General features: G+C 65.6%; 19 protein-coding genes and 1 tRNA gene. 12 read left to right on the top strand and 8 right to left on the bottom strand.

Features of this window, described 5'->3' with window-relative positions; genetic code table 11:
• Positions 1-71 precede the first annotated feature (71 nt).
• Positions 72-154, bottom strand: a tRNA-Leu gene (locus ACIBI6_RS29180).
• A 224-nt stretch (positions 155-378) separates the two neighbouring features.
• Between ACIBI6_RS29180 and ACIBI6_RS29185 the strand changes: the two genes are divergently transcribed.
• From ACIBI6_RS29185 to ACIBI6_RS29220, 8 genes are all read left to right on the top strand, one after another.
• Positions 379-1794, top strand: a complete 1416-nt coding sequence (locus tag ACIBI6_RS29185; RefSeq protein WP_364350843.1) for a DUF3662 and FHA domain-containing protein — start codon at positions 379-381, stop codon at positions 1792-1794.
• Positions 1795-1994: 200 nt separating this feature from the next.
• Complete coding sequence (locus ACIBI6_RS29190; RefSeq protein ID WP_014980860.1) at positions 1995-2462, top strand: FHA domain-containing protein; 468 nt, start codon at positions 1995-1997, stop codon at positions 2460-2462.
• Complete coding sequence (locus ACIBI6_RS29195) at positions 2459-3943, top strand: protein phosphatase 2C domain-containing protein (protein ID WP_364350840.1); 1485 nt, start codon at positions 2459-2461, stop codon at positions 3941-3943. The genes ACIBI6_RS29190 and ACIBI6_RS29195 overlap by 4 nt, the downstream gene beginning before the upstream one ends.
• Entirely contained in the window at positions 3943-5418 is a 1476-nt protein-coding gene (locus ACIBI6_RS29200) for an FtsW/RodA/SpoVE family cell cycle protein (protein ID WP_364350837.1), read from the top strand. The genes ACIBI6_RS29195 and ACIBI6_RS29200 overlap by 1 nt, the downstream gene beginning before the upstream one ends.
• A complete protein-coding gene (locus tag ACIBI6_RS29205; protein ID WP_396958480.1) occupies positions 5415-6881 on the top strand; it encodes a peptidoglycan D,D-transpeptidase FtsI family protein in 1467 nt (488 codons plus the stop codon). The genes ACIBI6_RS29200 and ACIBI6_RS29205 overlap by 4 nt, the downstream gene beginning before the upstream one ends.
• A 37-nt stretch (positions 6882-6918) precedes the next feature.
• On the top strand, positions 6919-8436 hold the full coding sequence (locus ACIBI6_RS29210; protein WP_396958482.1) for a serine/threonine-protein kinase: 1518 nt from the start codon (positions 6919-6921) through the stop codon (positions 8434-8436).
• Positions 8433-10337, top strand: coding sequence for a Stk1 family PASTA domain-containing Ser/Thr kinase (pknB, locus tag ACIBI6_RS29215; RefSeq protein WP_396958484.1), 1905 nt, complete (start codon positions 8433-8435; stop codon positions 10335-10337). The genes ACIBI6_RS29210 and pknB overlap by 4 nt, the downstream gene beginning before the upstream one ends.
• 112 nt (positions 10338-10449) lie before the next feature.
• Positions 10450-10869: a CBS domain-containing protein gene (locus ACIBI6_RS29220; protein WP_396958485.1), complete on the top strand. Its 420-nt coding sequence runs from the start codon at positions 10450-10452 to the stop codon at positions 10867-10869.
• 4 nt (positions 10870-10873) lie between these two features.
• Here the strand turns inward: ACIBI6_RS29220 and ACIBI6_RS29225 are convergent, their stop codons facing one another.
• Together ACIBI6_RS29225 and ACIBI6_RS29230 are read right to left on the bottom strand one after the other, a co-directional pair.
• Positions 10874-11992: a dihydrofolate reductase family protein gene (locus ACIBI6_RS29225; protein ID WP_396958487.1), complete on the bottom strand. Its 1119-nt coding sequence runs from the start codon at positions 11990-11992 to the stop codon at positions 10874-10876.
• Positions 11989-12633, bottom strand: a complete 645-nt coding sequence (locus ACIBI6_RS29230) for an aminodeoxychorismate/anthranilate synthase component II (RefSeq protein ID WP_364350818.1) — start codon at positions 12631-12633, stop codon at positions 11989-11991. Before ACIBI6_RS29230 ends, ACIBI6_RS29225 begins: the two co-directional genes overlap by 4 nt.
• A 204-nt stretch (positions 12634-12837) precedes the next feature.
• Between ACIBI6_RS29230 and crgA the strand changes: the two genes are divergently transcribed.
• Both crgA and ACIBI6_RS29240 read left to right on the top strand, forming a co-directional pair.
• Positions 12838-13101, top strand: coding sequence for a cell division protein CrgA (gene crgA / locus ACIBI6_RS29235; RefSeq protein WP_364350815.1), 264 nt, complete (start codon positions 12838-12840; stop codon positions 13099-13101).
• Positions 13102-13193: 92 nt separating this feature from the next.
• Complete coding sequence (locus ACIBI6_RS29240; RefSeq protein WP_396958489.1) at positions 13194-13658, top strand: PH domain-containing protein; 465 nt, start codon at positions 13194-13196, stop codon at positions 13656-13658.
• A gap of 44 nt (positions 13659-13702) precedes the next feature.
• Here the strand turns inward: ACIBI6_RS29240 and ACIBI6_RS29245 are convergent, their stop codons facing one another.
• Together ACIBI6_RS29245 and ACIBI6_RS29250 are read right to left on the bottom strand one after the other, a co-directional pair.
• On the bottom strand, positions 13703-14572 hold the full coding sequence (locus tag ACIBI6_RS29245; protein ID WP_364350812.1) for a rhomboid family intramembrane serine protease: 870 nt from the start codon (positions 14570-14572) through the stop codon (positions 13703-13705).
• Positions 14573-14576: 4 nt separating this feature from the next.
• A complete protein-coding gene (locus ACIBI6_RS29250) occupies positions 14577-15104 on the bottom strand; it encodes a peptidylprolyl isomerase (protein WP_364350808.1) in 528 nt (175 codons plus the stop codon).
• 115 nt (positions 15105-15219) lie between these two features.
• Here ACIBI6_RS29250 and ACIBI6_RS29255 point away from each other — a divergent pair, with 115 nt between their 5' ends.
• The gene (locus ACIBI6_RS29255; RefSeq protein ID WP_063044151.1) at positions 15220-15432 is read left to right on the top strand and encodes a hypothetical protein; all 213 of its coding nucleotides are present in this window, start codon (positions 15220-15222) and stop codon (positions 15430-15432) included.
• A gap of 21 nt (positions 15433-15453) precedes the next feature.
• On the opposite strand, the gene ACIBI6_RS29260 is transcribed toward ACIBI6_RS29255, so the two are convergent.
• The 3 genes from ACIBI6_RS29260 to ACIBI6_RS29270 all read right to left on the bottom strand — a co-directional run bounded on the left by ACIBI6_RS29260 (position 15454) and on the right by ACIBI6_RS29270 (position 18966).
• A complete protein-coding gene (locus ACIBI6_RS29260) occupies positions 15454-16272 on the bottom strand; it encodes an ABC transporter permease (RefSeq protein WP_364351121.1) in 819 nt (272 codons plus the stop codon).
• A 32-nt stretch (positions 16273-16304) separates the two neighbouring features.
• Positions 16305-17309, bottom strand: a complete 1005-nt coding sequence (locus ACIBI6_RS29265; RefSeq protein ID WP_364350803.1) for an ATP-binding cassette domain-containing protein — start codon at positions 17307-17309, stop codon at positions 16305-16307.
• A 715-nt stretch (positions 17310-18024) separates the two neighbouring features.
• Entirely contained in the window at positions 18025-18966 is a 942-nt protein-coding gene (locus ACIBI6_RS29270; protein ID WP_396958492.1) for an acyl-CoA dehydrogenase family protein, read from the bottom strand.
• Between the two features lie 169 nt (positions 18967-19135).
• Between ACIBI6_RS29270 and ACIBI6_RS29275 the strand changes: the two genes are divergently transcribed.
• The gene (locus ACIBI6_RS29275; protein ID WP_396958493.1) at positions 19136-19846 is read left to right on the top strand and encodes a YoaK family protein; all 711 of its coding nucleotides are present in this window, start codon (positions 19136-19138) and stop codon (positions 19844-19846) included.
• The last annotated feature ends 10 nt before the right edge of the window (positions 19847-19856 follow it).

Genomic DNA, 19856 nt, shown 5'->3' on the forward strand with positions numbered 1-19856 from the left:
GACAGAACCCCGCAGACGACAAAAGCCGCAGACCGGAGAAATTCTCTGATCCGCGGCTTTCCGCATATCTGTGGGCGAAGGGGGACTTGAACCCCCACGTCCCGAAGGACACTGGCACCTGAAGCCAGCGCGTCTGCCATTCCGCCACTCGCCCGAGCGACTGAGAGACAGTATCACGCGGGTCAGCGAGACACGAAATCGCCTGTTGACGGCACTGGGTGCCGGTCCGGACCGGCACGGGAACCCCGGCTGGCTTCCAGGAGTTACAGGTGTGGACGATCGTGGATATCATGCAATGAACGTGGTCGATACGCGACACGCCATATCCGCGTGTCGTTGTTATGAATCAACACAGACGCTCACCGAAGGGAGGCCGAGATGGGCATCGTTTCTCGATTCGAGCGTCGCCTGCAAGGCGCCGTCGGTGACGTGTTCGCCAGAGCCTTCGGGGGCAGTGTCGTTCCCCAGGAGGTGGAAGCGGCACTCAAGCAGGAGGCCGCCGACAGTATCCAGGATCTGGGTGGCGGACATCTGTTGGCGCCCAACAGTTATGTGATCACCATCAACACCTCTGATCACCAACAACTCGCCGCCGACCACGACCTCACCACCCGCGCATTCGCCAAACACCTTCAGGACTACATCCGCGAGCAAGGCTGGCAGACCTACGGCGAAGTACACGTGGCATTCGAGGCATCACCTACGCTGCACACCGGACAGTTCAGGGCGAGCGGTCGGGTCGATCCCGACATCGGCCGCAGAGCCACCCCGGCTCGCAGCCCCGAACCCACGCCACAACGACCTGCACACCCGCAACCAGGAGCTGGCCCCATGACGCAGAACTCAGGCTACGACCCAAGCCGTGAGCCCGCGGAGTCCGATCCACGCAGCCGCGGGTACGCACCGCCGCCTGCGGGCCGGTCCGGGCCGCCGAACGGTGCGTACCGCGAAGACTACGGCCGGGGCGGGGCGCCCTACGGCGGTGGCTCCGATTACCAGGCGCCGGACGCGCAACAGGGTTATGGCGACTACCAGAACGGCTACGACTACCAACAGGGTGGCCAGGGCTACGGCCAGCAGGCCTATCAGGAGCCGGGGTACGGCCAGGGCTACGGCGAGCGCGGCGGCTACGGCCAGCAGCAGGGTGGCTACGCCGAACAGGACTATGGCCAGCAAGGCTACGGACAGGCCGGCTACGGCGAACAGGGCTACGCCGAACAGGGTTATGGCCAGCAAGGCTACGGACAGGCCGGCTACGGCGAACAGGGCTACGCCGAACAGGGCGGTTACGGTCAGCAGCCGGGTTACGGCCAGCAGGGCTACGCGCAGGCCGGCTACGGCGAACAGGGCTACGCGGAACCGGGTTACGGCGAGCCGGGCTACGCCGCGCCCGAGGAGCCGGGCGGCTATGGTCAGGCCTACTCGCAACAGCCCGGCTACGGCGCGCAGGGCGGCGGCTACCAGGCCCCCGCGCCCGCGTATGGCGGTGGCGCACAAGCCGGTTCGGGCTACTCCGCGACGCTGCAGCTCGACGACGGCAGCGGCCGCACCTACCAGCTCCGCGAGGGCAGCAACATCATCGGCCGCGGTCAGGACGCGCACTTCCGGCTGCCGGATACCGGAGTTTCGCGCAGGCACATCGAAGTCCGCTGGGACGGGCAGACCGCGATGCTCTCGGACCTGGGTTCGACCAACGGCACGCTCGTCAACGGCTCCCCGGTTCAGGACTGGCAGCTGGCCGACGGCGATGTTATCCGCGCCGGGCACTCCGAGATCCTGATCCGTATCGTCTGATCCCGTAAGCTCGCGGTGCAGGTCACGACATGGCGTACAGGGATTCTGCCGCCGTATCGTGATCGAACTCGACCCACGGCCCTATGATGCTGCCAACACACGCGCGTCGCCAGGACCGGGGCTCGCGAAACCAGCAAGCCGGTGGGGGCGAACTCGCACCTACGGGCACCGATACACGGTCGAACAGGAGGTGGAGCGCCGTGCAGGGACTGATCCTGCAATTGACCCGTGCGGGGTTCCTGCTGCTGCTGTGGTTATTCGTGTGGGCGGTATTGCGCACCCTGCGCAGCGACATCTACGCGGCATCCGGCATCCGGATCCAGCCCAGGGCCGCACGCGGTTCCGCGGTGCTGCCGTCTTTCAGCCGAGGCCAGAAGGGCGCCAAATTTCTTGTGGTGACTCAAGGTTCACTCGCCGGCACTCGCATCTCGCTCGGCACCCAACCGGTGCTGATCGGACGTGCGGACGACTCAACGCTGGTACTCACCGATGATTACGCCTCGACCAGACATGCGCGGCTCTCGCCGCGCGGTGACGACTGGTACGTCGAAGACCTCGGCTCGACGAACGGCACCTACCTCGACCGCGCGAAAGTCACCACCGCAGTCCGAGTTCCACTCGGCACCCCCGTCCGTGTCGGCAAAACAGTGATCGAGCTGCGATCGTGACACTTGTTCTCCGCTACGCAGCGCGTAGCGACCGCGGTCTTGTCCGAGGCAACAACGAGGACTCCGTCTATGCGGGCGCACGGCTGCTCGCACTAGCCGACGGTATGGGCGGCCACGCCGCCGGCGAGGTGGCGTCGCAGTTGATGATCGCCGCGCTCGCCCACCTCGACGACGACGAACCAGGCGACGATCTGCTCGGCAAGCTCAATACCGCCGTCCACGAGGGCAATGCCGCCATTGCCGATCACGTCGAGGAAGAGCCCGAACTGGACGGCATGGGCACCACGCTCACCGCAATCCTGTTCGCGGGCAAAAAACTCGGCCTGGTCCACATCGGCGACTCGCGCGCGTATCTGCTGCGCGGCGGCGAGCTGGCCCAGATCACCCGCGACGACACCTTCGTCCAGTCGCTGGTCGACGAGGGCCGGATCACCCCCGAGCAGGCGCACACCCATCCGCAACGTTCGCTGATCATGCGCGCCCTGACCGGCAACGAGATCGAGCCGACGCTGATCATGCGCGAAGCCCGCGCCGGTGATCGCTATCTGCTGTGCTCCGACGGTCTGTCCGATGTGGTCAGCGATGAGACCATCGCCAACACCATGCGCGAGGGCAGCACCGACGAATGTGCCGACCGGCTCATCGAACTCGCCTTGCGCAGCGGCGGTCCGGATAACGTCACTGTGGTCGTCGCCGATGTCATAGATCTGGACTACGGGCAGAGCCATCCGATCGTCGCGGGCGCGGCATCAGGTCAGGACGAGGACACCCCACCGCCCAATACCGCCGCCGGGCGGGCCGCCGCGATGCGTCCACCGCGGGCCGAACCGCGCAGGGCCGCCGCCACACCGCAGACGCCGCCGCAGGGCAAATCGCATAAGCTGCGCTGGATTCTACTCGCCGCCGCCCTGGTGCTGGCCGCGGCAATCGGACTGCTGGTCGGCTACAACATGATTCGCAGCAACTACTACGTCGGCGCGGATAACGACCAGGTCGTCATCATGCGTGGCCTGCCGGGTTCGGTGCTGGGTTACTCGATCCACGAGGTCGAAACGATCGCCTGTGTCGACCCGACCGGCTCCCTCACCCTGCTGCAGCCGGGCGAGAGTCTGCCGGCGAAATGCAAGGTGCTCAAGGTTTCCGATCTCAAGCAGACCGGACACGACCAGGTCGACAAGGGACTGCCGCCGGGTTCGCTGGACGAGGCGCGCAAGCAGATGCAGATGCTGGCGCGCAACGAACTGCTGCGTGCCTGCCCGTCCAAGGAGCCGGTGCCGCAGCCCGGCGTCGTGCCGCCCAGCGAACCGCCGACGCAGCCCGGTGCATCCGCGCCGACCACGGTCGCGCCGACCACCGAGAACCGGGCGCCCGCGCCCGAACCGCAGCCGGCCGAGACCAAGAGCCCCGACGCCAAGACCCCGACGGCGACGGCGTCGCCGAACCCCCAGACGGCGGGGGAGCCTTGCCGGGTGACGGACTGATGTCCGCTCCGGCACCACCGTCCGCTGGGGCCTTTCCCAGTCCCCCCGGCGGATTCGCGCCAGCGCCGCCGCCGTCGACGAAGCGCAATGCCGAACTCATCTTGCTCGCCGGTGCGACGGGCATCGTCACCGTTTCGCTGTTCCTTGTCGAGGCGAGTCAGGAACAATCGGTCACCTGGGATATCGCCAAGTACGGTCTCGCCTATCTGGCCCTCTTCGCGGTGGCGCATCTCGCGGTGCGGCGCTTCGCACCGTTCGCCGATCCGCTGCTCTTACCGATCGCCGCGCTGCTCAACGGACTCGGCTTGGTGCTGATCCATCGGCTCGATCTCGCCGATGCGCAGACCGCCGCCTACAATTCCTGGCCCATCCCCTCCCCCGACGCCAATCAACAGATCCTGTGGACCGGTCTGGGGATGATCATCTTCATCGCGATCCTGGTCGTGCTGAACGATTACCGCACGCTGGCCAAATACAGCTATACCCTGGGCCTGGTAGGCCTTGTCGCGCTGGCGATTCCGGCATTGCTGCCCGGGGCGTATTCGGAGACCAACGGCTCCAAGATCTGGATCAGACTGCCCGGATTGAGCGTGCAGCCGGGTGAATTCGCAAAGATCCTGCTGATCATCTTCTTCGCCTCGGTGCTGGTCGCCAAGCGCGATCTGTTCACCGCGGCCGGTCGGCATTTCCTCGGCATGGAGTTCCCGCGCGCCCGCGACCTCGGCCCGATTCTGGTGGTCTGGATCGTCTGCATCGGCGTGCTGGTCTTCGAAAAGGACCTCGGCACTTCACTGTTGATCTTCAGCACGGTGCTGGTGATGCTCTATATCGCGACCGAACGGGTCGGCTGGCTCGTCATCGGCGGCGCACTGCTGTGCATCGGATTCTTCTTCGCCTACCAGGCCTTCAGTCATGTGCGCGTGCGCACCCAGACCTGGTTGCACCCGTTCGCGGATTACAACAACACCGGCTACCAGATCTCGCAGTCGCTGTTCGGCCTGGCCACCGGCGGATTGGCGGGCACCGGCCTGGGCAGCGGACGGCCATCGCAGGTGCCCTTCGCCAAGACCGACTTCATCATCACCACCATCGGCGAGGAACTCGGCCTGTTCGGACTTGCCGCGGTGCTGCTGCTGTTCCTGGTGTTCGTGGTGCGCGGTCTGCGGACCGCACTGGCCGTGCGTGACAGCTTCGGCAAACTGCTGGCCGCCGGGTTGTCGTTCACCATCGCCATCCAGCTGTTCGTGGTGGTCGGCGGTGTCACCAAACTGATTCCGCTGACCGGTCTCACCACGCCGTTCATGTCCTACGGCGGTTCGTCGCTGCTGGCCAACTACGCCCTACTGGCACTGTTGATCAAGGTCTCCGACGCGGCACGTGCCCCGGCGCCGGTGCGCAAGAAGGATCCGGTGGCCCCGATCGCGGATGCGACCACCGAGCTTCTGCGCAAACCGGAAGCGAGGCCGCAGGAATGAACACGCCGCTACGACGGGTCGCGGTCGCGGTGATGCTCATGATCGTCGCGCTGCTGCTCAATGCCACCTATGTGCAGGTGATCAAGGCCGACGACTACCGCACCGATCCACGCAACTCACGCGTGCTGCTCGACGAATACGCCCGCCAGCGCGGGCAGATCTCCGCGGGCGGTACGGTACTGGCCAGTTCGGTCGCCACCGACGACCGTTACAAGTACCTGCGCACCTACCCCACCGACCCGGAAGCGTACGCACCGGCCACCGGCTTCTACTCGATGCAGTACGGCAGCACGGGTCTGGAGCGCGCCGAGGATACGGTGCTGAACGGTTCGGACAATGCGCTGTTCGGACGCCGCCTGATCGATATGATCTCCGGTCGTGATCCGCGCGGCGGCAATGTGCTCACCACGCTGGACCCGGTGATGCAGCAGACCGCCTACGAACAGTTGACCGCCAAGGGCTACACCGGTTCGGTGGTGGCGATCGAGCCGAGTACCGGCAAGATTCTCACCATGGTGTCCACCCCCAGCTACGACCCGAACCTGTTGTCCGGGCACGATGGCGCCCAGGGCACCAAGTCTTGGGAAGAGCTGAGTGCGGACCAGCGCCAACCCATGTTGAATCGTGCTGTGTCGCAGACCTATCCGCCGGGCTCCACCTTCAAGGTGGTCCTCACCGCCGCCGCGTTGGCCAACGGCACCGCAAACCCGGACGACCAGTTCACCGCCGCGCCGAACATCACATTGCCGGGGACAACCACGACGCTGGAGAACTACAACGGCACCACCTGCGGCAGCGGGCCCACCGCGACGCTCACCGAGGCGTTCCGCAGATCCTGCAATACCGCATTCGTCGAACTCGGACTCAAGGTCGGCTCCTCCAACCTCAAGGACGAGGCCGCCGCATTCGGCATCGGCGCGCACCGCGGCATCCCGATTCCGGTCGCGGAGAGCACCGTCGGTACGATTCCGGACAATGGCGCGCTGGCCCAGAGCAGCATCGGCCAGCGCGATGTCGCACTCACCCCACTGGACAATGCGGTCATCGCCGCGACCATCGCGAACGGCGGCGTCCGCATGGAGCCGTACCTGGTCGACCAACTGCAGGGACCCGATCTGAGCGAGCTCTCGAAAAATAAACCGGTCTCGGTCGGCCAAGCTGTCAGCGCCCAGGTAGCGTCGACGCTGACCAACCTGATGATCGCGTCGGAGGACAACACCGTCGGACACGGCCAGACCCGGTACCAAATCGCCTCTAAGACCGGAACCGCCGAACACGGAAGCAATCCGCGCAATACGCCACCACACGCCTGGTACATCGCCTTCGCGCCCGCCCAGAACCCCAAGATCGCCATCGCGGTGATCGTGGAGAACGGCGGCGACCGGGCGTTGGCCGCGACCGGTGGCTCGGTGGCCGCGCCGATTGCCCGCGCGGTGTTGGACGCCGGTTTGCGAGGGCGCTGAGGGATATGAACGTGCGAGTGGATGTACGGGGGCCGGGATGCTGAACAACGGCGCGATGATCGCCGACCGATATCGGCTGCAACGCCTGATCGCCACGGGCGGTATGGGTCAGGTATGGGAGGCACTCGACACCCGGCTGGACCGCCGGGTTGCGGTGAAGGTGCTCAAATCCGAGTTCTCCGCCGACCCGACCTTCCGGCATCGGTTCCGCAGTGAGGCCAAGACCACGGCCCAGCTGAATCACCCGGGTATCGCCGGAATCTACGACTACGGCGAAACCATGGATCCCAGCGGCGGGGAAACCGCCTATCTGGTCATGGAATTGGTGCAGGGCGAACCGCTCAATACGGTGCTGAACCGGCTGGGCCGACTTTCGGTGGTCCAGGGTCTGGACATGCTGGAGCAGACCGGTCGCGCACTCGAGGTGGCGCACGCCGCGGGCGTCGTGCACCGTGACGTTAAGCCGGGCAATATCCTCGTCACGCCGACCGGTCAGGTGAAGATCACCGACTTCGGCATCGCCAAGGCGGTCGACGCCTCCCCGGTGACCAAGACCGGCATGGTGATGGGCACCGCCCAGTACATCGCGCCCGAGCAGGCGGTCGGCGAGGACGCGACCTCGGCCAGTGATGTGTACGCACTCGGTGTGGTCGGCTACGAGGCGCTGGCCGGGCAGCGGCCGTTCACCGGTGATGGTGCGATCACCGTCGCGATGAAACATGTGCGCGAGGCCCCGCCGCCGATGCCGTCGGATCTGCCGCCCAATGTGCGCGAGCTGATCGAGATCACCATGGGCAAGGATCCGGCCCTGCGCTATGCCAGCGGCGGCGAATTCGCCGATGCCGTTGCCGCCGTGCGCGCCGGACGCCGCCCACCACCGCCGATCGCCACCGGCACACCGACGGCGACCGGTGCGACCCGGGTGCTGCCGCCAGGTCCGACCGTGATTCTGCCGTCGCATGACCACGATGGCCCGACGGTCCGGTACAACACCCCGGCCACCCCGATGGGGGTAGGGGGCGCTGCTTCGACCAGACAAACGCCCGCGCCCAGGACTGTGATGAGCTCCGGCGCCACGCGCACCAATCCCGGGCCCGATCCGGAGACCTCGAGGTTTACCACCGGCCAGAAGGTCGGCGCTGCCGTCGCGGTCGGCGCGGTGCTGCTCGTCGGTCTGGTGCTGTGGCTGCTGTTCGGCGGCGATACCAATCCGGATACCGTGCGCCCTGCCACCAGCACGTCGAAAGTCGCGCCGCCACCACCGGTCACCACACCGCCGACCACGACAACCGAGCCGCCGACGACCGTCATCACCACGACCAGACCGGCTCCGCCACCGCCGCCGACCGCGGAACCCACGACGACGACGCAGCCGCCGACCACAACACCGACCACCACAGCGCCGACCACGACGAAGTCGTCGAAGACAACGAGTCCGTCGACCACCACAAGAAGCTCGTGGTTCCCTACGCTCGATTTACCATTTCCGGATAGTCCCGGTGCCCGAGGACCCTCGGCCACTCCAGGCGCTGCTACTCCGCAAGGACAACCATGACGACCCCGAAGAATCTCTCCTCCCGCTACGAGCTGGGTGAGATCATCGGGTTCGGCGGCATGTCCGAAGTCCACAAGGCGCGGGATCTACGGCTCAGCCGAGATGTCGCGATCAAGGTGTTGCGTGCCGATCTGGCCCGCGACCCGACGTTCTATCTGCGCTTCAAGCGCGAGGCGCAGAACGCCGCCGCACTGAACCATCCGGCCATCGTCGCGGTCTACGACACCGGTGAGGCGGAGGTGGACGGCGGACCGCTGCCGTACATCGTGATGGAGTACGTCGACGGTGAGACGCTGCGTGACATCGTGCGCGGTAAGGGTCCGATACCACCGCGCCGGGCCATGGAGGTCGTCGCCGACGTCTGCGCCGCACTGGATTTCAGCCATAAGGCCGGAATCGTGCATCGCGATATGAAGCCCGCCAACATCATGATCAACCGGGCCGGTGCGGTGAAGGTGATGGACTTCGGCATCGCGCGCGCACTCGCCGACAGCTCCAACCCGATGACCCAGACCGCGGCCGTTATCGGTACCGCGCAATATCTTTCGCCCGAGCAGGCGCGCGGTGAGACCGTCGACGCCCGCTCGGATGTGTATTCCGTCGGCTGTGTGCTGTTCGAAATCCTCACCGGCGAGCCGCCTTTCACCGGTGACTCGCCGATCGCCGTCGCCTACCAGCACGTCCGGGAGGATCCGCGGCTGCCGTCGCATGTACACACCGGGGTGCCGCGCGAATTGGATTCCGTGGTGCTCAAGGCGATGAGCAAGAATCCGGCCAACCGGTACCAGTCGGCCGCCGAGATGCGTGCCGATCTGATCCGGGTGCTCGGCGGCCAGAAGCCGAGCGCGCCGATGGTGATGACCGACGAGGACCGCACCACCATCCTCGGCTCGAACGAACCGGCGCCGCGCAGCTTCCGCACCGTCGAACGCAATGACGACACCGCTGAGCAGGAACCCGCGGAACCGGCGAGTCCGCGACGCAATCTCTATATCGCGCTCGGCGCCGCCGCGGCGGTAATCGTGGCGTTCGCCCTGTTCTGGGTATTGATCGGGCCGGGCGCGCGCCCGGATCAGATCGCCATACCCGACCTTTCGAACAAATCCGCGCAACAGGCCCAGGATTCGCTGCAGAAGCTCGGCTTCACGGTGGCCATCCAGCAGAAGCCGGATAACAAGGTCGCCACCGGCAATGTCATCTCCACCCAGCCGCTCGGCGGTTCCCGGGTCGACAAGGGCAGCACGATCACCGTGCAGGTCTCTGCCGGACCGGCGCAGGTGCAGATTCCTCGCCTCGACGGCATGACGCAGGAGCAGGCCGAGCAACAGCTGAACGCGAGCGGGTTGCGGATGGATCCGAATGTGCAGCGCAAGCCTTCGAGTGCGCAGGAGACGGACAAGGTGATCGGCACCGATCCGTCGGCGGGTTCGCGCGTCGATGTCGACCGGGCCATCGTCGTGATCCTCGGCTCCGGACCGGAGCAGATCCGGGTGCCGAATGTGGTCGGTCAGGACATCAGCGTCGCGCAGCCGAATCTGGTGGACAGCTCCGGATTCAAGATCACCATCCAGGATGTGCCGTCCTCGAAGCCCAAGGGCGAGGTCATCGCGACCACCCCGTCGGGTGGCAGCACCGCGGACAAGGGGTCCACAGTCACCGTGCAGGTTTCCAGCGGCGACATCGTCATGCCGAGCCTGATCGGCCTCACCACGGCGCAGGCGGTGGACAAGCTGCGGCAGGCAGGCTGGACCGGCACATCGGCACAGATCAGCCAATCCACCCAGGGCACCTTCGATACGAACAGCGTCGGTCGGGTCGTCAGCCAACAGCCTGCGGCCGGGTCGGCGATCGGGAAGAACGGAACGGTATCGATCACCACTTACGTCCTCGGTCCGCCGTAATAGCGGAGCCCAGGTCAGGGGTCTGAATACGCGGAGCGGCGGACCGCACGGTCCGATCGGCGCGAGAATGGGGCTGCTCATCCCAACCCACCGTGGAACAGGAGACAGCCCCATGACCACTGCCAGGGACATCATGAAACCCGGGGCCCAGTGGATTTCCAAGGACGATACCGTCGGGAAGGCTTCGCGGGTGATGGCCGAACTCGGCGTCGGCGCGCTGGTCATCGCCGACCACAACGAGCGGATGTGCGGGATCATCACCGACCGCGACATTGTGGTCAAATGCATTGCCCAGGGGCGATCCCCGGCCACTACGCGTGCCGAAGACCTCTGCGACGCGACGCCGCGGTGGATCGCCACCGATGCGGATGTCGAAGAGGTGCTCGATGCGATGGAAAGTCACCGGATCAAGCGGATGCCGGTGATCGATGCCAAGCGGCTGGTCGGGATGATCAGCGAGGCCGACCTGGCACGCCACCTCGACGACAACCAGCTCAGCGAATTCGTCACCGCGGTCTACGGCAGGCCCTGACCGATCAGGAAAGATTCAGGTGGCGATTCATCGACATCGCCTCCTCGGCCAGCTCCGTCAATTCGACCACCTCGACGCCGTGCTGGCGCAACTGCTCCACCCCGACACAATTGGTTACGAAGGTCGTCGGTTCCCGCCAGGCGATGACGACGCGTGCAATCCCGGCCCGCAGAATCCGGTCGGTGCACGGCAGCCGGGCCGCGGTGGCGCGCTGCGAACACGGTTCCAGGGTGCTGTAAATCGTCGCCCGCGCCAACCGGGGATCGTCCGCGTCGAGCTTGTCGAGCGCGGCCTCCTCGGCATGGACCTTCTCGTCGGTCTCGCGCGAGTAGCCGGTCGAGATCTCGACGCCGTCGGCCACGATTACCGCGCCGACGGAGAACGCGGTCGAGCTGGGCGGGCACAGCCGTGCCAGTTCGATTGCCCGGCGCATGAATTGGATATCGGTCTGCTCCTCGGACTCGCGCGGCAGGTAGCGCAGCAATGCGACATCGCCGATCCGAGTGACATCAGCCAGGTGCATTCGGCGGGCCGGGTAGCTCGCGGGGCCGAGAAAGCGCGGCGCCGCGGCATGTCCGACGACGATCGGCGCGACCGCCATCTGCAATTCGTCGGCCAGATCCGCTGCGAGAAACCGCGTGAGGATGCGGGTGCCGCCCTCTACCATCAGCCGGGCGATGCCGCGGCGGCCGAGATCGTCGAGCAACGCACCGAGGTCGATATCGACACCGAGCCGGACCACCTCCGCCAGACCCGCCAACCGATCATCGAGCTTCGACGCACCGGCATCTGTGGTGTAGACGAGTTTGTCACCGCCGTGGTGCCAGAAACGCAGCTCCGGATCCAGATCACCGCGTGCGCTCACGGCAATCTTCAACGGATACTCCGGTCTTCCGGCCGCGACGCGCGCGGCCCGCCGGTCGGCACTGTTGACCAGCAATCGCGGATTATCGCGCCGCAGCGTCTCGGCGCCGATCAGGATCGCATCGGACTCCGCCCGTACCTGATCTACCCGATCGAAATCCGCGTCATTGGACAGCTTCAGCCGCTCCGGGGTCGCATCGTCGATGTATCCGTCGACACTGACCGCGACGGACAGCAGCACATAGGGCCGTCGCGTCACTGAGTCACCAGTGCCGCGACCTCCGCCTCCAGCATCTCCACCAGCCCCTCGGACGGACGCTCGCCGCATACCTCCAGCCAGTTCGCCAACATCCGATGCCCGCCCTGGGTCAGCACCGATTCGGGATGGAACTGCACGCCGTGAATCGGCAGCGTGCGGTGCCGCATGGCCATCACGATCTCGGATTCGGTCCGGCCGATCACCTCGATATCGGCGGGCAGGGTGTTCTCGAGAACGGTGAGCGAGTGGTATCGAGTCGCGGTGAACGGATCGGGCAGACCGCCCAGCACACCCACGCCGAGGTGGAAGACCGAGCTGGTCTTGCCGTGCAGCAGCTCCGGTGCGCGAGTCACGGTGGCGCCGAACGCCTCTCCGATGGCCTGATGGCCGAGGCATACCCCGAGCAGCGGAATGCCGTGCCGCGCGCAGGCGTGCACCAGATCGATGCTCGCGCCCGCCCGATCCGGGGTGCCCGGACCGGGGCTGATCAGAATGCCGTCGTATTCGGTGACAACCGCATCCAGATCGGCCAACTGCGGGTCGTCATTGCGCCAGACCACGGCCTCGGCACCCAACTGGCCGAGGTACTGCACCAGGTTGAACACGAAGCTGTCGTAGTTGTCGACGACCAGTACACGCATGCTGACGAGATTACGTGGCGACCCGGCGGACCGTCGCGCGCATTACCAGTTGGGATAGCCTAGAGGCAGACCGGAGGGGACCTGAGCCCTCACCCGGACCGTCTCGGCCCCCGCCGGATCGGGTTCTGTGGTGCGCGAGCTCGGCCATAATTCAACCGAATCTCCCCGCCGGTATCCGACCCGAACGCCGAACACGAGGACGACATGCCCAAGTCGAAGGTCCGTAAGAAGACCGACTACACGATCAATCCCGCCAGCCGCACACCGGTCAAGGTGAAGGCGGGACCGTCCCCGGTCTGGTACGTCGTGATCATGCTCGGCTTCATGCTGGCCGGGCTGGTCTGGCTGCTCGTCTACTACCTCGCCAATGACCGCATTACCTGGATGGCGGATCTCGGGGCGTGGAACTTCCTGATCGGCTTCGGTCTCATGGTTATCGGCCTGATCATGACGATGCGGTGGCGTTGATCCGCATAACGCCGGGATTACAGACGTGTCATTCATGCACACCTGTGGATAACCATGTGGACAACTCGAGGAACGATTGGGGAAAGTGACACGTGGATCCCGAATCCGATTCGCCTGATCCGCTCCCCGAACCACGCACCACCTGGACCACACCGATGGCCGGGCTCATCGCGGTCACCATCGGCGGCGTGGTGCTGGCCGGTGCCGCCATCCTCGCGAAGGACGGCCCGAGTCGACTGCTGATCGGATTGGCGGCGGTCGGCCTGCTGGCCTTGGCCGGACTCGGATTCCGACAGCGCCCGCGCCTGAGCATTACCGCCGATCCACAGCCACGGCTGGTGGTTCGCACTCTCACCGGACCGACCGAATACACTCGCGATCAGATCATGCGGGCCCGGGTCGTCGGCTATCGCCGCCTCGGCCGCAAAAATCCCATGCTCGAAATCGACGTCGAGCACCACGGCGATGAACGCCTGCTGATCTTCGGCCGCTGGGACCTCGGCACCAGTCCGGACGAGGTCTTCGAAACCCTCGTCGCACACGGATTGGCGCAATAGCCGCGCGCCGAACGTGCGCGGCAGCAACGTTTCACGTGAAGCATTTACCGCAGCGATATCGCCGCGGCCACGATGACGGCGAGTGCCGCCACGGCAACGGCGGCGACTGCGGCCCAACCGATCAGTCGTGCGTTCTCTTGTGTTTTCGCGCGCAGCCACTCCGGCAGGAACAGAATGCCGAGTGCGGCAAGAGTGCCCGCGGCGAGTCCGCCGAGGTGTCCGGCCAACGAGATACCGGGCAGCGAGAAGCTGATGAAGACATTGATGCCGATGAGGATCAACATCTGATTCGGATTCTGCCGCACCCGGATCAGGACCACCGTGATCGCGCCGAACAGTCCGTAGACCGCACACGATGCGCCCGCGGTGAGGCTGTCCCTGGCGAAAACCATCACCGCGGCCGAACCGCCGAGCAGTGCCACCAGGTAGACCACCAGATAGCGCGCCCGTCCGAGCACCGGCTCGATACTGCGGCCGACCACATACAGCGCGAACATATTGAGCAGCAGGTGGATCGGACCGTAGTGCAGGAAGCCGGAGCCGATCAGCCGCACGTACTGGCCGTGCGCCACCGCGGGTGGATACAGCACCCAGTCGATGTAGAGCGCGGAATGCCCGGTGTTCTCCACCAGACTCTTCGATTGACCCGCGGTGACCGCGAAGACAATCGTGTTCAGCGCGATCAGCACATAGGTGACGTACGGAATCGGGGTCCGCTCGGTCTGCGCACCGGCGACGGTGCGCACCGGCCGGACCTCACGCTGCGCCTGACGGACGCAGTCGACACAGTGCTGTCCGACTGCCGCGGGTCGCAGACATTCCGGACAGGCCGGTCGCCCGCACCGAGTGCAGGCCAGGCCCGTAGGACGATTGGGGTGGCGGACGCACGTCGGTGCGGGCGGTTGAGCATTCATCGGATTATTCGATAGTGATCTTGGAGATGGTGACGGCTTCCTTGGGACGGTCGTTGCGATCGGTCGGCGTGGTCGCGATGGCATCCACGACCTTGCGCGAATCGGGGTCGACGACCTCCCCGAAGATGGTGTGCTTGCGGTTCAGATGCGGCTGCGCGCCGACGGTGACGAAGAACTGCGAACCATTGGTGCCCGGTCCCGCATTCGCCATCGCCAGCAGGTAGCCGCGATCGAAGCGCAGCTCCGGATGGAATTCGTCGCCGAATTCGTAGCCGGGTCCACCGCGTCCGGTGCCGGTTGGGTCACCACCTTGAATCATGAACCCGTCGATCACCCGGTGGAAACTCACGCCGTCGTAGAACGGGCCGGAGGTGCCGCCGCTGGCGTTCTCCGTCGTGTACGGTGCCGATCCATCGGCCAGGCCGACGAAGTTCCGCACCGTCTTCGGGGCGTGGTTACCGAAGAGCGAGATCTTGATGTCGCCGTGGTTGGTGTGCAACGTGGCCACGGCGGTCTGATTCGGTGAGGTCACCCCGTCATGCTAGTCAGCGAGACATCGATGTTCGCCACACCGGTCCCTAGGCACGCAGGGATCACATGATTCTGGCCCTACTGCGCGATGCGCCGTCATGTGCCACAGTTGTCGAATGACCTTGGGGCGCCTACTCACCTCCGCACGTTCTCGTAACCGACTGATCGCCGCGGTCGTCGTCGCGCTGGCCGGTGGCGTGGCCTGGTTGGTTCGCAGCAAGCGCCCCCAACCGCCGGAACCGGCGCCGGCGCCGCCGCGAATCGGTTACTCCCGCAATGGCTCCGCGCCGAACCCATTGGCAGGTGCCGGCGCGGACAACGGTCGCTGACGACCGAGAGCTCGCACCCGGTCAGCGGCTGACGGTGCGCTTGTACTGCCGCAGCGCGAGCGGGATGAACAGCGCGAGGATGATCACCACCCACGCCAGCGTGGTCGCCACCGGATGCTGCATGGACCAGGCGTCCGACTTCGGCGCCATCGGACTGGTATTGCCGAACAGATCGCGGGTCGCCTGGGTGACCGCTGAGACCGGATTCCACTCGGCGAATACCCGCAGCGCCGTCGGCAGATTCTCTAGCGGCACGAAGGTATTGGCCAGGAACGTCAGCGGGAAGATCACCATGAAGCTGGCGTTGTTGAACACCTCGGGCGCGCGAACCAGCAGGCCGACCACGGCCATGATCCAGGAGATCGCGTACGCGAACAGCAGCAACAGCACATAGGCCAGCACCGCGTCGAGCAAGGATCCGCGAATCCGCCAGCCGACGACATAACCGGTCACCGACATCACCACCAGGCTGACCACATTGATCACCACATCGCTGATGGTGCGCCCGACCAGCACGGCCGACGGCGCCATCGGGAGCGAGCGGAACCGGTCGATAATGCCCTTCTGCATATCCTCGGCCAGGCCCAATCCGGTGAACGTCGCGCCGAAGACCACCGACTGCGCGAAGATGCCCGCGATAAGGAACTCCCGGTAGCCGCCCGACATGCCGGGCACCTCGATCGCCGAGCCGAAGATATAGGCGAACAGCAGCACGAACATGATCGGCGACAGCGTCGAGAAGATCAGCACGTCGGGTACACGCTTGATCTTGATGACATTGCGCTTCGCGATGGTCACACTGTCGGTGCAGACGATGACGAGGCGTTCGCCGAGTGGCATGCGAATTCTGGTGTCCACGCTGGCCGCGGTCATCACTTGCGTCCTTCCGTTACTTCGAGCCGATCCGCAGGCTTATCGCCGTTACCGTTGATCAACTCCTCGGCCTCGTGACCGGTGAGCGTGAGGAAGACGTCGTCCAGTGACGGACGACGCAAACCGACATCGTGGATCTGCACATTGTGTGTGGTCAGCCGGCCGATGGCATCGACGAGCGCCTGCGATCCGTCACTGACCGGAACGGTGATCCGGCGCAGTCCGGGTTCGAGATGGATCTCCCCGTCCGCCAAACCCTCGAGCGCCTGCTGGGCGGTCGCGAGATTGTCGGCATGGTCGACGGTGAGTTCGATGCGATCGCCGCCGACCAGCGTTTTGAGTTCATCCGCGGTGCCGCGGGCGATCACCTTGCCGTGGTCGATCACCGCGATGGCATCGGCCAGCCGATCGGCCTCCTCCATGTACTGCGTGGTGAGCAAGAGCGTGGTGCCGCCGGCCACCAGTTCCTCGATGACATCCCAGAGGTCGAGGCGCGCACGCGGGTCGAGTCCGGTGGTCGGCTCGTCCAGGAAGAGCACCGGTGGATTGGCCACCAGTGCACCGGCCAGGTCGAGCCGTCGGCGCATACCGCCCGAATAGCCCTTGACCGGCCGGTCGGCGGCATCACTGAGTCGGAAGCGCTCCAGCAATTCCCGCGCGCGCTCCTTACTGCGCTGCACGCCCATGTGATAGAGCCGACCGACCATCTCCAGGTTCTCGAATCCGGTGAGATATTCGTCGACGGCGGCATATTGCCCGGACGCGCCGATGCGCGAGCGCAGGGCCTGTGGATTGCGCAGCACGTCGATACCCGCGACGGTCGCGCGGCCGGCATCCGGAATGAGCAGGGTGGTGAACACCCGGACCGTGGTGGTCTTGCCCGCACCGTTGGGTCCGAGCAATGCGGTGACGGTACCCTCGGGCACCGCCAGGTCGAGTCCATCGAGGGCGACCAACTGGCCGTATCGCTTGACCAGACCCTCGGCGACGATTGCGTCGGGCATGCTTCTCCTGAGGTTCGCTCGCTCGGGCGAGGTGGCTCATTACTCGAGTCAGTATTGCCCTGGGCACCGACAATTTCCGGTGATTTTTCGTCCACCTGGGCTTTTCAGCGATCGAACGGGCCCGAGTTGCGACCGAACACCAAAACGGTCGCATCCCTTTCCAGGCGGTGCTCGGGGGTGCCGGTTCGGGATGCGACCGATTCGATCGTCCCGCCGGGTACCGGTCCGATCGCGCGTAGCGCACTACCCGATTCGGACCTGGCCGCTACTCGGGATCCGCGTGGCCGACATGCCCGCGCCCGAACGACACGCGACAAATCCGACCGAATCTGCCGTGCAACCGCTCAACCCACACAGCGATTACGGACGCGCAGCAACCGGTCGGCATGGTTTTCACATTTACCTCGACCGCGTAGTGAGCTCCCATCCCGGCCGTAAAACACTGCGCGCCAACATTTTTGATAGCAGTCATCGAATCGACGAGCGGGCCGTCAACCCACCGGTCCGGCTATCCAGGCGGCGTCCGCAGCTGTCGCAGGTGAGCCGTCCCGAAAAATCTTGGAAAGTGGTGATCCCCACGCACACACAAACCCGGATCATCGCGTAGGATCGTTCACGTCGGCCCCTCCCCCCCGGGCCGACCTTACGCGGGCCTCGGCTAACTCCCCCCCTTCGCCGAGGCCCGCTCCCCATTTCCGGGGCAGCTCAGCCCCACTCAGCTATCTGTCGGCACCGCCGGTTCGTCCGCCGTGCCCACCGATAGCCAGGCCGCCGTCAATCGTTGCGCCCGTACCTTTCCGGCGGTCGCCAGCAACCGACGATCCCGCTCCCACCGCTCGCGAACGACCGGATCGGCCTCAGCCCACAGCGGCTCCAGTTCCGTCAGCACCTGCTCGAAATACTCGTACGCGCCGCCCAATGCGATATGACCGCCGGGCGAGGTCGGCCGATCCATCTCGAGGCCGCGCACGAACGCCACCGCCGCGAGTAACCGCTGCAGCGTCGCCCGCGGCCAGCCGGACTCGCGCCCGACCCGCACCAGCCAGCCGAGGGTGGCCGCGAGCACATGGACGTCTTCGATGGTGCGGAACGGTTTGAGGTAGTCCGAGTAGCCGTCGCCAGGCAGCGGTTCGGCCGCGGCATCGGTGAATGTGACCGAGGCGTGCGGGATTTCGGGTGCGAACGGTACGCCGGGCAGATTCGTCACATTGACGCCGGGCTGTGTCGCATCGACGAGCACGGCGCGCAGCAGATTGCGCCCGCCCGCCGCCGTGCCCGCACTGGCGATCACCAACAGTCGCCGCGCGAGTATCCCCAATGTGGTGAATGTCTTGGTGCCGTTGACCCGCCAGCCGCCGTCGGTCTCGGTCACCTGGGTCGTGATCGCCGACGGATGCGCGCCGCCCGCCTCGGTCGCGGAGACCGCGACCAGCTCATCGGCCGGGAGTTCGGGCAGCAACGCCCGCAGCGCCTGCTGATATCCGGACAGGAATGCGAAACCCAGTCGGTCCGCACCGAAACCACCGGCGATCGCGATATCGATCGTGGTATCGAACCGCTCGGTGGCCGCCCGGTGCTGCGTCCACGCATCGGTGATCGATTCGAGCGGTGTCGAATCGAGCGCCTCGGTCAGCAAATAGTCGAACACAGAGTTCACTCGTGCACGCTAACCGACAATCATCGCCCTGCTCGCGCCAGCAAGGCCCTGCTCGCGCCAGCAAGCCAGCGACACCTCGCGATCCTTATCCGGAACGTCGGCGATGCGACAGGAGAATCTCAGGATCACCAGGTATCACTGACTCGTCATTCCCTGAGGAGCCTGACCAGTGACGAAACCCGATCTCGCGCGCCGAAGGGCGCTCTACGACGCCGAGGCACGGCTGTCATGGGTGCTCGCCGCACTGGCCGGTCTCATCGGAGCCGCGGCATTCATGCATACCGAGGGCTACTTCGTCACGTTCATGACCGGCAATACCGAGCGCGCCGTGCTCGGCTACTTCCACGACGAACCCGAAATCGCCGTCGCAGCGGCCCTGCTCATGCTCTCGTTCCTCGCCGGCGTAGTGGTGGCTTCCTGGTGCCGCAGGCACTACTGGTCCGGTCATCCGCACGGCCCGACCCTGCTCACCACACTCAGTCTCGCCGTGGCATCCCTGCTGGACGGTATCCTCTACTGGGCGACGAACGCCACCAATATCGACCTCATCCCAATCCTGTTCGTAGCCTTCGGCGTCGGCGCGCTCAACACCTCATTCGTCAAGAACGGCGAGGTCTCGATCCCCCTCAGTTACGTCACCGGCACCCTCGTCAAGATGGGCCAGGGCATCGAACGCCATATCAGCGGCGGCGATTACGCCGACTGGCTCGGCTACTTCCTGCTGTATGCCGCCTTCGGCGCGGGCGCGCTCTTCGGCGGATTACTGAGCCTGCTCATCGCGGGCTGGGCCATGCTCATCACCGCCACCGTGGTGTGCCTGATCACTACCGGCTACACCTACCTGCACCTGGACCGCCACGGCCCGCCCACGACGAGCTGACCCATGTGCG

It is taken from the genome of Nocardia sp. NPDC050412, assembly GCF_044458825.1.
GTDB lineage: Bacteria > Actinomycetota > Actinomycetes > Mycobacteriales > Mycobacteriaceae > Nocardia.

Bases quoted from the DNA above. Each gene is read 5' to 3' on its own strand.
- ACIBI6_RS29185 (WP_364350843.1), top strand. From the start codon at position 379: ATGGGCATCGTTTCTCGATTCGAGCGTCGCCTGCAAGGCGCCGTCGGT.
- ACIBI6_RS29200 (WP_364350837.1), top strand. From the start codon at position 3,943: ATGTCCGCTCCGGCACCACCGTCCGCTGGGGCCTTTCCCAGTCCCCCC.
- ACIBI6_RS29205 (WP_396958480.1), top strand. From the start codon at position 5,415: ATGAACACGCCGCTACGACGGGTCGCGGTCGCGGTGATGCTCATGATC.
- ACIBI6_RS29210 (WP_396958482.1), top strand. From the start codon at position 6,919: ATGCTGAACAACGGCGCGATGATCGCCGACCGATATCGGCTGCAACGC.
- pknB (WP_396958484.1), top strand. From the start codon at position 8,433: ATGACGACCCCGAAGAATCTCTCCTCCCGCTACGAGCTGGGTGAGATC.
- ACIBI6_RS29220 (WP_396958485.1), top strand. From the start codon at position 10,450: ATGACCACTGCCAGGGACATCATGAAACCCGGGGCCCAGTGGATTTCC.
- ACIBI6_RS29230 (WP_364350818.1), bottom strand. From the start codon at position 12,633: ATGCGTGTACTGGTCGTCGACAACTACGACAGCTTCGTGTTCAACCTG.
- crgA (WP_364350815.1), top strand. From the start codon at position 12,838: ATGCCCAAGTCGAAGGTCCGTAAGAAGACCGACTACACGATCAATCCC.
- ACIBI6_RS29245 (WP_364350812.1), bottom strand. From the start codon at position 14,572: ATGAATGCTCAACCGCCCGCACCGACGTGCGTCCGCCACCCCAATCGT.
- ACIBI6_RS29255 (WP_063044151.1), top strand. From the start codon at position 15,220: ATGACCTTGGGGCGCCTACTCACCTCCGCACGTTCTCGTAACCGACTG.
- ACIBI6_RS29260 (WP_364351121.1), bottom strand. From the start codon at position 16,272: ATGCCACTCGGCGAACGCCTCGTCATCGTCTGCACCGACAGTGTGACC.
- ACIBI6_RS29265 (WP_364350803.1), bottom strand. From the start codon at position 17,309: ATGCCCGACGCAATCGTCGCCGAGGGTCTGGTCAAGCGATACGGCCAG.